At 34.5% G+C, this 12,410-nt stretch carries 13 protein-coding genes; 4 read left to right on the forward strand and 9 right to left on the reverse strand.

The features are described from left to right. Positions 1 to 64 precede the first annotated feature (64 nt). From D0S48_RS06710 to D0S48_RS06725, 4 genes are read right to left on the reverse strand one after another with little or no spacing between them, the layout of a single operon-like run. Positions 65 to 967 carry an RluA family pseudouridine synthase gene (locus tag D0S48_RS06710; RefSeq protein ID WP_151110777.1) on the reverse strand — a complete coding sequence of 301 codons (903 nt, stop codon included), beginning with the start codon at positions 965 to 967 and terminating at the stop codon, positions 65 to 67. Further along, the gene (locus tag D0S48_RS06715; protein ID WP_151110779.1) at positions 967 to 1,770 is read right to left on the reverse strand and encodes an NAD kinase; all 804 of its coding nucleotides are present in this window, start codon (positions 1,768 to 1,770) and stop codon (positions 967 to 969) included. Before D0S48_RS06715 ends, D0S48_RS06710 begins: the two co-directional genes overlap by 1 nt. A gap of 18 nt (positions 1,771 to 1,788) precedes the next feature. Then, positions 1,789 to 2,448 (reverse strand): GTP diphosphokinase, encoded by a 660-nt coding sequence (locus D0S48_RS06720; protein WP_144537742.1) that lies wholly within the window; start codon positions 2,446 to 2,448, stop codon positions 1,789 to 1,791. Between the two features lie 24 nt (positions 2,449 to 2,472). Further along, positions 2,473 to 2,859: a UPF0738 family protein gene (locus D0S48_RS06725; RefSeq protein ID WP_144537740.1), complete on the reverse strand. Its 387-nt coding sequence runs from the start codon at positions 2,857 to 2,859 to the stop codon at positions 2,473 to 2,475. Between the two features lie 97 nt (positions 2,860 to 2,956). Here D0S48_RS06725 and D0S48_RS06730 point away from each other — a divergent pair, with 97 nt between their 5' ends. The 4 genes from D0S48_RS06730 (at position 2,957) to D0S48_RS06745 (ending at position 5,513) form a co-directional block, all read left to right on the forward strand. Further along, positions 2,957 to 3,532 (forward strand): CYTH domain-containing protein, encoded by a 576-nt coding sequence (locus tag D0S48_RS06730; protein ID WP_144537738.1) that lies wholly within the window; start codon positions 2,957 to 2,959, stop codon positions 3,530 to 3,532. 48 nt (positions 3,533 to 3,580) lie between these two features. Beyond that, a complete protein-coding gene (locus D0S48_RS06735) occupies positions 3,581 to 4,171 on the forward strand; it encodes a lytic transglycosylase domain-containing protein (protein WP_225321706.1) in 591 nt (196 codons plus the stop codon). 125 nt (positions 4,172 to 4,296) lie between these two features. Beyond that, a complete protein-coding gene (locus D0S48_RS06740; RefSeq protein ID WP_151110781.1) occupies positions 4,297 to 4,695 on the forward strand; it encodes a globin domain-containing protein in 399 nt (132 codons plus the stop codon). Beyond that, positions 4,692 to 5,513: a ClpXP adapter SpxH family protein gene (locus D0S48_RS06745; protein WP_186318115.1), complete on the forward strand. Its 822-nt coding sequence runs from the start codon at positions 4,692 to 4,694 to the stop codon at positions 5,511 to 5,513. The genes D0S48_RS06740 and D0S48_RS06745 overlap by 4 nt, the downstream gene beginning before the upstream one ends. Positions 5,514 to 6,142: 629 nt before the next feature. Here D0S48_RS06745 and pepF read toward each other — a convergent pair. The 5 genes from pepF to D0S48_RS06770 all read right to left on the reverse strand — a co-directional run bounded on the left by pepF (position 6,143) and on the right by D0S48_RS06770 (position 12,408). Beyond that, on the reverse strand, positions 6,143 to 7,957 hold the full coding sequence (gene pepF, locus D0S48_RS06750; RefSeq protein WP_151110783.1) for an oligoendopeptidase F: 1,815 nt from the start codon (positions 7,955 to 7,957) through the stop codon (positions 6,143 to 6,145). A gap of 48 nt (positions 7,958 to 8,005) precedes the next feature. Further along, the gene (locus tag D0S48_RS06755) at positions 8,006 to 9,172 is read right to left on the reverse strand and encodes a competence protein CoiA (protein ID WP_191963882.1); all 1,167 of its coding nucleotides are present in this window, start codon (positions 9,170 to 9,172) and stop codon (positions 8,006 to 8,008) included. A gap of 168 nt (positions 9,173 to 9,340) precedes the next feature. Further along, on the reverse strand, positions 9,341 to 10,003 hold the full coding sequence (mecA, locus tag D0S48_RS06760) for an adaptor protein MecA (RefSeq protein ID WP_144537730.1): 663 nt from the start codon (positions 10,001 to 10,003) through the stop codon (positions 9,341 to 9,343). Between the two features lie 222 nt (positions 10,004 to 10,225). Then, positions 10,226 to 10,621 (reverse strand): transcriptional regulator SpxA, encoded by a 396-nt coding sequence (spxA, locus tag D0S48_RS06765; RefSeq protein WP_186318146.1) that lies wholly within the window; start codon positions 10,619 to 10,621, stop codon positions 10,226 to 10,228. A 572-nt stretch (positions 10,622 to 11,193) separates the two neighbouring features. Then, positions 11,194 to 12,408: a putative glycoside hydrolase gene (locus D0S48_RS06770; RefSeq protein ID WP_151110787.1), complete on the reverse strand. Its 1,215-nt coding sequence runs from the start codon at positions 12,406 to 12,408 to the stop codon at positions 11,194 to 11,196. Between the last annotated feature and the right edge of the window lie 2 nt (positions 12,409 to 12,410).

Raw genomic sequence — 12,410 nt, forward strand, 5'->3', positions numbered from 1 at the left:
AAAATAATCAAGGGTAGTGATCATTGTCACTCCCCTTGTTTTAATATTTCATTCACTTTTCCTTTTAAATGATATCAAAAATAGCTTGCAAGTCCATAGGAAATTTATCTTCTATATATAATGGTTGTTTAGTAAAAGGATGAACCAATTCTAATTGTTTGGCGTGCAAAGCCTGACGGCATATTAAATTAAGTCTTCCACCATATAGATCATCTCCTAATAGTGGGTGTCCAACAGACATCATATGTACCCTAATCTGATGGGTTCTACCAGTAAAGAGCTTTAATCTGACATGACTCAACTTTTCACCTTTAACAGTAAATCGACTCAACACTTCTACCGATGTTTTAGCCTGTTTTCCTTCTGGGTCTATCATTCGCTCGATTATACTATTGTCTTTTCGTCCAATGGGTGCATCAATGAGGAAGGAATCTTGTCCTACATAACCATGTACAATCGCTTCATAAGTTCTTGAAATTGCACCTGCCTTTTGCATTTCACTCAGTAAGTGATGAGCATGACGATGCTTTGCAATACACACTATTCCTGACGTATCTTTGTCTAGCCTAGTAACAATATGTACAGTTGAAGCAGAAGAATTCTTTTCTAAATATCCACAAATCCCATTCGCTAATGTTCCCATAGGATGTTCCCGGGAAGGAATTGTACTTATTCCAGCTTTTTTAGATATAACAAGTAAATGCTCATCTTCAAATAATATAGGAAAGAACATTTCCTCCGCGATTAATCCTTCGCTTTTTTTCTCTCGTGGAAACACGATAGTGACTATATCACCCTTAGCAAGAGTATGTCTTACTGTCTTTTCTTCCCCGTTAACTAAAATTTGACCGCCATCATATTTAATACTTGTAAGAGCTTTTTTGGATATTCCATACTGACTGATAGCATCTCTTAGTAGAACAGATTCGTTAATAGAAAAAGAAAGCTTTATCTGATTTTCTGTCATTATTTTAAATCACTATCTATGAAGCTGTCATGTACCCTTGTCCAAAATGGGAAGGAACGGAATCTAGCAAAACGAACTTTTTCCTCTGCTACTCTATATTCGATTGAAGCAACATCTTTGTGCAACAAGTGAAGATGATCCACAGTTACCATAAAATCTGGACCATTAACAGGTCTCAATAGGCACGTATGGTGTTTTGGTAAAACTAAAGAAGAGCCAACTGTCCTAAATACTCGATTGTTAATTGAAGCAATTTCAGCTAACTGCATCGCCTCTAGGGATGGATGTACTATCGCTCCACCAAGTGCTTTATTATAGGCTGTACTTCCCGATGGAGTAGACATACACAAGCCGTCTCCTCTAAATCTTTCAAACAAACTTCCATTTAACTCAACATCCATTACTAGCGTTACATCTGGGGATTTTACGGTAGATTCGTTTAACGCCAGATAAACGGAGTTATCCTCTTCGTGCTTATAGTTAATAGTAACCTCCAATAAAGGATACTCTATTACTTTAAATTCTTTTTTCGCAATACTAATCACTAGCTTTTCTATTTCTGATGGCTTCCAATCTGCATAAAAACCAAGATGTCCGGTGTGGATACCAACAAACGCAACAGAATCTGTCATATGTTTGTATTTATGAAAGGCATGCAACAAAGTTCCATCTCCACCTATTGATAGGACAATATCCGGGGTCTCTTCATCTAATATAAGCCCAAAGTCAGTAAGATACATTTTGGCAGTTTCCATTAATTGATTGGATAGTTCATCATTTCGAGACTGTATAAAAAACTTCATTATTACCACGGCCTCTCTTTATATTTTTTCTTCTTTGATGCGAGGAGTGGATAGCTCCTTGTTTTCACTAAAATACTTTTGGGCTTCCTGTATTTCCCCTCTGATAAGAGACATCTCTTCATCTAAACGAAAAGCAGCCTCAGCTGCATATTGCAAACGATTTTTTATCTCTTCTGGAAATACACCTTTATATTTATAATTTAACGAATGCTCAATGGAGGCCCAAAAATTCATTGCTAAAGTGCGGATTTGAATTTCCGCTAATATATTTACCTCTCCATGAATGGTTTGAACTGGGTATTCAATGATCACATGAAAGGATCGATAACCACTTTGTTTTTTATGACTTATATAATCTCTCTCTTCAACAATAGTGATGTCTTTTCTACTTCGAAGTAACTGAACCACCGTTTCTATATCATCGACAAATTGACACATCATTCGCAGTCCCGCAATATCCGGTATTTCTTTTGCAAGCGTTACAGAAGGTTCAAACACAATTCCCTTTTCTAATGACTTATCGTATATACTTGCGAGTGGTTTCACTCTACCAGTTACAAATTCAATCGGGGAATTTGTATTCTCAATATCAAATTGAGTACGCATTCCTTTTAATTTAACTTTTAACTCTGCAACTGCCTGTTTATATGGTTCTAAAAAACGTTCCCATTGGCCCATACTAATAAACCTCCACTTGAACACTTATTCCGCTTTTAAAATTTCATTAAAAGCATTCTCAACTGACTGAGCAAAATCTGCTCCATAGTTATCATTTCCTTCAATATTAAATATAAGCATTTCTAATTCTTCTTTAAATTTTTCTAAGACGATTCTTTTATCCCCAATTTGTAATACGGGATCTTGCACCGCCTTAAGTGTGCTGACAAGCAATGGCCAAACATCCTGACCGAATTTCAGATAGTGATATTCAGTCTCTCCCTCCAATAAATATACGAAGGCTAATGAATCAGAATCTGTAATCATCTGACCACCTGCTTTTATAGTCAATCCTTGAGGTACATCTTCTAAAGTAAAGCGAATATCATTTTCCAGTTGTACTCCGCTTTGTACTTGAAATGTAATAGGCAAAACACATCGTTCCCTTCTGTCTATTCTGTAACTATTTTAACATATTGAAACTCCTTGCAAACCGTCTATAATGAAATAATAAGAAAGGTGTGAGACTATGCAATCGGAGCAAGAGATTGAATTTAAAAACTTATTAACTAAAGAAGAATTCACGAGAATAAGTGATTTCTTTAACATTAAACCAAATGAATTTAAAACTCAGGCTAATTATTATTACGATACAGCAGACCAATTCTTTAAAAATAATCGCATGGGGTTTCGTTTAAGAGTTCTTGATGATCGCAATGAGCTTACACTGAAGACTCCAATTGAAGAGCATATTATGAATGAGCAAACAGTTTTGGTTACTGATGATGAAAGAGATATAATTATACAGAAAGCTATTTTTCCTTCCATTCCGTTTATAGAGGAGATTATTTCTACTAAACCTCTTACTTGCTTTGGTAGCATACAAACTAATCGCGCCCAATTGAAGTTAGAAGAAGGAACACTTTTCTTGGATCACTCCTTATATAGTAACGTAGAAGATTATGAGATAGAATTTGAATGTAAAGATGTCGAAGAAGGGCAAAAATTCTTTTTTAAATTACTGGATAGGCATCAAATTCCCCTTCGTTCGACCGATAAAAAGATTGCACGCCTTGTAAAGGCTATGAATTCTTTGAAAGGTTGATGACTTATAGATATTAAGTCTTTAAAAACATTGATGGATATAAATGCAATGCAAATACTGGGAAGTGTCCAAAGCACCCAAAACAATAGCACATCCGCCCTGTTTTCAGAAATGCTTGGCCAGGTTCTGCAAGGTAATACTAATAGCAGTTCATCTGATAATATAGATTCACTATTTTATAATGGCGACTTACCAGTTTATATACCCGAAAATGGTATAAATAATTCCTTAAATATAAGACAAGCCTCTACTTCTATAGGTTCCTCATCAATAGATGAACTTATAAATAGAGCTTCAGAAGCATATAATGTGCCAGCAAAGCTTATTTCTTCTGTCATTAAACAAGAGTCCAATTATAATCCAAATGCAGTTAGCTCTGCGGGAGCTTCCGGATTGATGCAGCTAATGCCAGGAACAGCTAAGTATTTAGGAGTACAGAACATTCTTGACCCGGAACAAAATATTATGGGTGGGACAAAGTATTTGAAGCAAATGCTTGAACAATTTGATGGTAATATAGAAAATGCTTTGGCTGCCTATAACGCAGGACCCGGTTCAGTAAAAAAGTATAATGGTATTCCTCCTTATAAAGAAACAGAGAATTATGTGAAAAAAGTTCTAAACAACTTCTTGGCATAACGTATAAACGACCTTTAAAAATGGTCGTTTTTTCTATATTTATTTTTATCACAGTCTAATTGTTTGAGATATTCGTATTTGATTGCTAAAATGTATTTAGCGCTAAAGCAAAGGAGTAAACAACTATGACACAGAGCCCGATTTTACCATACGACGAGATAGGTGCAGAAAAATTATCACTCCTTGTTGATACGTTTTATAGCAAAGTAGCAAAACATCCAAAGCTAAAGCCAATTTTTCCAGATGATTTAACGGAAACCGCGCGTAAACAAAAACAATTTTTAACCCAATATCTTGGGGGACCTAACTTATATACAGAAGAACATGGCCATCCAATGTTAAAGATGCGACATAACCCTTTCTCGATTACACCTGAACGTGCAGAAGCATGGCTAAGCTGCATGTCAGAAGCCATGGACGAAGTCGGACTGGAAGGAAAGGTGCGACATGATTTATATAGAAGACTTGTGCTTACTGCCAACCACATGGTCAATCAAATGAGTCATGAGGAGGAAAAGATGTGACAAGAATACAAATTCCGGTTGAGCCGATCGCAACTCCTATTACAAACAAGCCACTTGAAATGTATATGTTTTTAGATCCACTTTGTTCTGCTTGTTGGGATTTGCAACCGATTATTCGGAAATTGCAAGTAGAGTACGGTCAGTACTTTACAATTCGTACAGTCCTTAGCACTCGACTTAACAACTTGAATACTGTTTGCAACGCCACAAGTGAAACATCAGTAGACGATAATATAAACTATCCATATAGCCAGCATTCTGTCTTACCTTCAATTGCAGTAAAAGCGGCAGAATTTCAAGGTAGAAAAGCAGCACTTCGTTTTTTCAACAAAATACAGGAATATTTATTTCTTCAAACAAAGAATGTTACTTCCTTTTCTGTATTACAGGAGCTAGCTAGTGAAGCCAAAATCGATGTAGAGGAATTTTCACGTGACTTTCAGTCGAAAGAATGCCTACGTTCCTTCCAAAGTGATTTATCCATCACATGTGAAATGGAAGTAGACACATTTCCTACGATTGTCTTTTTCAATGAACATATTGAAGATGAAGGCATTAAAATATCCGGCACTTATTCTTATGATATATACGTACAAATTTTACAAGAAATGTTAGATGATCTTCCAAGAAGACAAGATCCACCCGGACTAGATAAATTATTTAATCGTTTTCATTCATTAACCACTAAGGAAATCGCCGATTATTATGGTTTAACAGAGCAACAAGCTGAATTTGAGCTCAAAAAGCTTCTCTTACGACAAGAAGTCGAAAGAGTTTTGCTCCCAAATCTAGTATTATGGCGTTTAAAAAATAGATAAATATATACTGAAGCTAACTGTAAACAATTCTATTATGAATTGTTTACAGTTATTTTTATTACATTGGATTTTATATATGAATCATTGAAAAATAGAGGGGCATTTCCGTTTTACGGACGCTTTCTGCTGAGGAGTAGCCATCTGTTGCTACAAATAACTAGGTTGGAGTAAGCATAGTTAAATTAGATGCTAATTTGAAGCCCTGAGGTGATTGTTAAGCCATCATAGCCGCATTCACGCTTGTTTGCCTTAGTCAACCCACTGGAGTCGCGGCTTGTTTCTTTTATCAAAACATATAAATGTACGAGTATGATTTACAAACTACTTATTGAAGCTGCTTAAAAGAACTTTTTTTCTTTTTTATCAAAAAAAAAGAAAAAGCCCTTTCCTCAGTTAGGAAAGGGCTTTTTACAAAGGGGATGGGAGAAATGTTCACGTTCAAACAAAGGGGTGTATGTTATCTTGTGATTTATTTCACACTCTTACTTTAGCATGCTCCAGTGATAAAAACAACCGATTAAGCTCCACTTTCACAAATTCGTCAATATTAAAGAATACATCTAAGTTTCCTTAAGTTTGTATGAATTAAAAAACGTCCAATCCTTTAATGGATTGGACGTCATAAACAATTACGATAATAGTTTCTCTAACTCATTTAACTTCTCTTCAAATACACGGCAAGCCTCTTCTATTGGAGCAGCTGTATTCATATCTACTCCTGCTTTTTTCAATACTTCAATTGGATAATCCGAGCATCCGGCCTTTAAGAATTCATTGATATAGCGGTCCACTGCTGGTTTGCCCTCGGATAAAATCTGATTGCTCAGAGCGGTTGCAGCACTTAGACCAGTAGCATATTGATATACATAATAGTTGTAATAGAAGTGTGGAATTCTCGCCCATTCTAATCCAATTTGCTCATCAATTACTATATCATCACCAAAATACTTTTTATTCAATTCATAGTAGACCTCTGTTAACTTATCTGCTGTTAAAGCTTCTCCGTCTTGGTCTAATTGATGAATAATATGCTCAAACTCTGCAAACATTGTTTGTCTGAATACTGTTCCTCTAAATCCTTCTAGCCAATGATTTAATAAGTAAATGCGCTTTTTAGGATCTTCTATTGTTTTGAGTAAGTGGTCATTCAACAATGCTTCGTTACAAGTAGAAGCAACCTCTGCAACAAAAATAGAATAATCTCCATATACATATGGTTGATTTTCTCTTGTATAATAGCTATGAATACTATGTCCAAACTCATGAGCAAGTGTAAATAAGTTATTCACATTATCTTGCCAGTTCATTAGAATATATGGATTTGTTCCATAGGTACCCGATGAATATGCTCCTGACCGCTTACCTTTCGTTTCTACAACGTCCACCCAGCGATTCTCAAGGCCGTTTTTTACTATTGATACGTATTCTTCACCTAATGGTTCAAAGCTCTCTAGCATCGTCTTACAGGCCTCTTCATACGTATACTCCATTTTAAGCTCTTTAACAAGTGGCGTATATAAATCCCACATATGTAACTCCTCTAGGCCTAAAACTTTTTTACGTAGACTAACATACCTATGAAGTAAATGAACATTTTTATTTATTGTTCCAACTAAATTATCATATACAGATTCAGGAATGTGATTTGTCGATAGTGCAGCTTCTCTTGCAGATGCATAATTTCTAATTTGAGCATTAACATTATCGCCTTTAATATTTCCACTTAAAGTGGATGCAAAAGTATTGCGAAACTTACCATAAGTTTCATACATAGCTTTAAATGCATCTTCCCGTACTCTTCTATCTTCACTTTCTAAAAAGCGTGAGTAACGACCATGTGTTATTTGTACTTCATTACCCTCTTCATCCTTTATAAACGGAAATTCTAAATCAGCATTATTTAATTTTCCAAAGGTATCTGCCGAGGCTCCAGCAATTTCAGCAAACTGCGCGAGTAAAGCCTCCTGTTCTTTTGGAAGTACATGCGGACGTTCCTTGTTTATTTCTTCAAGCATTTGGCGATAAACTTGTAAGCCTTTATTTTCTTGTAAATAATTTTTTAGAGTCGTTTCATCTAAAGATAATATTTCAGGCACCAAAAATGAAAGCTCTGTAGAAACCTTTACAAATAAAGATTTTATCCGACTATCCATCGCTTGATATTTGCTATTTGCAGTATCTTGGTCACTGCGCATATGGGCATAAGTGTAGAGCTTACGCAATCTCATAGTTAACTCATCACGATATGTTAATACATTTAATAATGCTTCCGGTCCATTTTCTATCGTCCCTTGATAAGAAGATGCCTTTTTAGCTAATTCTGCTACCTCGCTAAAATCTTTTTCCCATTCATCCTCTGTAGGAAAAATATCCTCTAATCTCCAAGTAAGATTTTCTTCAACTTCATTTCTTGTTAATATTTTATTCTTAACGTCTGCTGACATTTTTACCTCTCCTTCCATTGTTTCGTGCAACGAATCAGTTCTATTTTCTCAATTTTCTGCTCCCTTTGCAAGAAAATGCTTATAAAGTATCTTATACATTTTTGGGTAATTAAATGTACTATCTGAGATATTTTTATCCTTCTGTTCTAAGCATTCCTGAATTACATCTATATATGCTTGTATAGCCTTCATTCGTTTTTCTATTTGTTCTGACTTTCTCCAACGGCTAGTTGCTAGGAATGAACTATAATGATGAACAGAAACTGAATTTAAAGCAATCTTATTTACTTGTAAGAAGTCGATTAATTGTAGCTGCCATTCACAGCTATGTTCAAGAAAGGCTTCTGCCTCAAGTGATGGTATGCCTATGAACATAGGTATCTGCTGAGGATGAATTCTCCATCTATAGCAAACCTTCAAAAATTCGGATTGAATCCCCTTTCTATTATAAAGATATAAATTGTTTAACCGATTTAGACGTTTTTTATTGTAAATAATGAGATATTCCTGGAATTCTTCCTCTGTTATTTTTTTTACCATTGCTAATGGCCATGTTTGTAGACTAATGGGTAATTTATTTACTTTAACGACAAAATAATTGGAATAAGCATGGAGAAAATTAGATAAGTAGGAAAAGTTTTTTGTTTGAGGACAAAATGTGATAAGAATTCTACCATACGCTTTGGTAGACAGGATAAATTCAAGTTGAAAAGGAGCTATTTTCATCGAACCTATCGATTTCGAAGAAAAATCGGCTAAGTCGGGGGTTTTTAAGATCCAAAGGGGTTGGATATTTGAGTTTTGATATCCCAAATTACGTTTTCGAATAACCTCGGGAGTTATTTTACTGCACTGATATTCTAATGCTACTTTTTCCTGGGCTTGGACTAAAATATCTGGCCTTTGTTTAATATCTTGGAGATAGGGCTCCAGTTCACAAGGAATTTTTAAGCGTTCTAGAAAATCATAAAGCTGGATTTTTCCATTCAAATGATCTTGGCTTTCTCCTTCTGAAAAAGAATGGGTACACGACGAGTTGCGGTAATGTGCAAAATGGGGCACTTTTATATTCCCTATTCTTAATATTACCTTTTCATGACATTCAGCACATTGAAAATGAACGGAGCGCTTACTATACTTTAAAATGTCATTCGAATAGTGAGAAGGGATAAAAACCTTACCTTCCGTAGTTAAAGCTGTTAATATGAAAATCACCTCCAACCCCTACTATACAGAGGATTCAAAAAAATCACAATAATGTAATTTTTATATGTTAACTACTTTTTCATATATTTTGTTTTTGAATCATTCATAAAAAAAAGATTGTAGAAAAAGTTAAAAAATAACTTCACCTACAATCTGAAACCTTCTTTAAAGAAGGCATTAAAAATGTCTATTAAGTTCTTCCATTACATTATTAGCAATTATTTCTTTGCCGTATTCTTGAATTATGTGAATGGTTGTTTTAGTGCTTTGTCCAAATTCTGAAATAACACTTAATGTATTTAATATAGCTTCTAACTCAACCAAATCCATATCAAAGGCTACATGTAAGTAATATTTTTCGTTATAATGATATAAGGAAGTATCAAAATCTAAATCCTCAAGTTTTTTAGACAAGCCAATTACATCTTCAAAATTTTCAAATACAAATGTATATTCGGAAGGTATTTCATCTAGGTCATCCATATAGTTCGAAAAATCATCAAACTCATGTGGCCCCATATTGGAGACAGCATTCTTAAAAATCTTATTTGATAAATCTTCTGATCTTAAGCTATCGTCTGATTGTTCATCTTTTGCCATTTCTGTTCGAGTGACAATCACTTCTAAACCTTTTTCCATCGCATGAACTTGTATCCACAAAGGACCATCTAACTCTTCAAAATGATCATCATCATGAACTTCATCCATCATTTCCCAAAAAAGCTGCTCGCTCTTATCTTTATTAAACCAAATTTCATCTCGGCTGAAGCCTCTTTCTTCAATGTCGATGTATGAAATGTATACTTTGAAAGTGTTGTCATTGATGCGCTCGATATCCATTTAACACATCTCCTTTCGCTTCTTACCGCCTCATTACTGTAGTGTCTAATACTATTGTATGTTGTTTAAGAAAAAAAGAAAAGGATTCCAGCTTCACTTTTAAAAAAATTGATACAACATTTTACAGTATGTAAAAATTATAACACGCGGCGAGTAAAACTGATAAAGAAAAGCTGGTGGTTTTTCAAATTTTCTTTGAAAAACCACCAGCTTTATTATGCACTAATTAACAAGTCGTTGTGCTTCCAATAACTGATAAGCACGGACCTTTCTAGGTAAAAATCTACGAATTTCGTCTTCATTATATCCGACTTGTAAACGTTTTTCATCTAATATAATTGGTCTACGTAGTAAACCAGGATATTCTTGTATTAACTCGTACAATCTTTGAAGTGGCAAGCTCTCCACATCTACATTTAACTTTTGAAAAATTTTAGATCGGGTTGAAATAATTTCATCTGTACCGTCTTCTGTCATGCGAAGTATTTCTTTAATTTCACTAATACTCAAAGGTTCTGAGAAAATATTACGTTCCGTGTAAGGAATTTCATGCTCTTCTAACCATGCTTTTGCTTTTCTACATGAAGTACAGCTTGGTGAAGTAAATAATGTAACCATCATTCAAAAAACACTTCCTCTCGATTGTTACTTGTGTTATATAAAGTAGATTATAATTAATTTAATTAAGTTGAATACTTTTATTAGTATACACTAATATATAGGTATTTAAAATACATTTATTTGAAATATTTTCTGAAAGCATTAGTATTTGAAAGAACGTTCATAAAGTGTACATTTTAATATATTTCTAAAATAATAATGTGCCTTTTAATACATTAATACCCATTTTCATAAGATCCTAAACATAATTTTATAAAAAATATCATTCTCATTTAGTCAGCTACTAATGAAAATTGCTGTTACACTATATAGTACGTTTTCCATGAAGAAAAGTTTCATTATGACAAAAAAACTACATTTCTCTGATGGCAAAATTCTTAAAATGAATTGATCTAATCATTGCACTTCTATTATATAATTAGTTATTCCCAAAGATACAATTTGTAAAACCTCTTGTTGCCTCCTTTCGAATAAAAAAATTGCTTGAGGAGCACAGATAACTCCGAGTAAAATGATTCTTCTTACTTTCTAAATCAAAAAAAGTAGGCAATCGCCTACTTTTTAATGGATTAATTTATCGGAGTGTAATCTACACCAGAAGAATATTTATTACCTGCATTCCATAATAAGAATTCATTTATCCCTGCTTCATTTAACGCCTTAATTTGTGCTTCAACCTCTTCTTTTCCGTATACAAGGTAATTGCCTTTACCTAGGTATGAAGCTGTAAAGTCTTGAAGCCATGGTCTTGATACCGGAGGGCTTTCTAATTCTGCTAGTTTAGCATTCTCCACCTTTGCATACTCTTGAACAAGACGGTAAGGCTCTAAATCCGGCTTAGCAATGCCGAAATAGGATGTCCAGTGACTTGGATAAATCATAGATGAAATCACATCTACGTTTTCGGAGATTTTAGAAAAATTTTGCCCAATACCTGGTGCTTCAGGAAGTGTTGCTGAATACCCAAATATATCCACAGATACTTGGACTCCATAAGGCTTAAGTTTTTCTCTTGCATAAGCAACAAAGTCAGTTACCGCTGATACTCTTTTTTGCGTAGAATCCAAATCCGATTCGCCATATTTACCTATGCCATATTTAAGTGTTGTATCCCTTTTTTCAAAGCCCTCTGGAAAACGAACATAGTCAAACTGTATTTCTTTAAAGCCCATTTTTGCAGCTTCGATAGCAATTTCTACATTATAATCCCATACTTCTTGCATAAAGGGATTGACAAATGCTTCACCTCTTCCATTCTTCCAAACGGAACCGTTATCTACAAACGATAATTCCGGTTTTCTTTCAGCTAGTTCAGTATCTTTAAATACTACGACTCGGGCAATTGGATAGATTTCTTTTTCCTCCATCGTTTCAAGTACTCCTCTAAGATCCTTTATGTATGGTTTACCTATTTCATATTTAACCAAAGGAGAATCCTCTTTAGGTTTATAAGTAAGATTTCCAAAATCATCTTTAATGTCAATTACCATGGCATTTAACTCTGTTGCATCCATTAACTCGACTAATTGATTGAATTTCTCCCCGCCCGCAGAGTGACCTGTCACATAAACACCTCTTACTGCATCTGGGTAGTTAAAAGTCAGACCTGAATCGTAGACAAATAGTTTGGACGAGGTTACTAATGATTCCTCGATTGTTTTGTAGCCATATTCTTTTGCAGTAAATTCATTTGAGAAAGATTTTGTCTCTGCTGCAGTTACTACAGGTGCTACGATAAACACACCTAACATCGTTGCAAAAATTCCTTTTATTATTCTGTGCATGA

It is taken from the genome of Psychrobacillus sp. AK 1817, from assembly GCF_008807035.1.
Classification (GTDB): Bacteria; Bacillota; Bacilli; order Bacillales_A; family Planococcaceae; genus Psychrobacillus; species Psychrobacillus faecigallinarum.